General features: G+C 63.1%; 1 protein-coding gene. It reads right to left on the bottom strand.

Annotated elements, in window-relative coordinates; genetic code table 11:
* A partial coding sequence (locus tag ACW9JE_RS30975) for a two-partner secretion domain-containing protein (protein ID WP_457434943.1) occupies nt 1–217 on the bottom strand: 217 nt, incomplete at its 3' end.
* Nucleotides 218–249: the final 32 nt, after the last annotated feature.

Raw genomic sequence — 249 nt, 5'->3', positions numbered from 1 at the left:
TGAGGATGACGCCCGAATTGCCGACGTTGTAGTCGACGAACTGGTTATGCGACAGACCGCTGCCATTGGGCGTGGCGATGTTGACGATCGGCACGCCGTTGCCCGCCTGACCGAGGCTGGTGCCGGGATTGGCCACCACGATGCCGTCGGCCTGCGCCCAGACCGGTTGCCAGAAAATGACGTTGGCCAACAGGAACGCCAACCCGCGCTTGGGCATGCCCCAGAAATGCTCGCGGTTTTTCACCACGG

Source organism: Pseudomonas sp. SDO55104_S430, from assembly GCF_054070595.1.
This window is presented reverse-complemented; position numbering and strand designations above follow the sequence as displayed.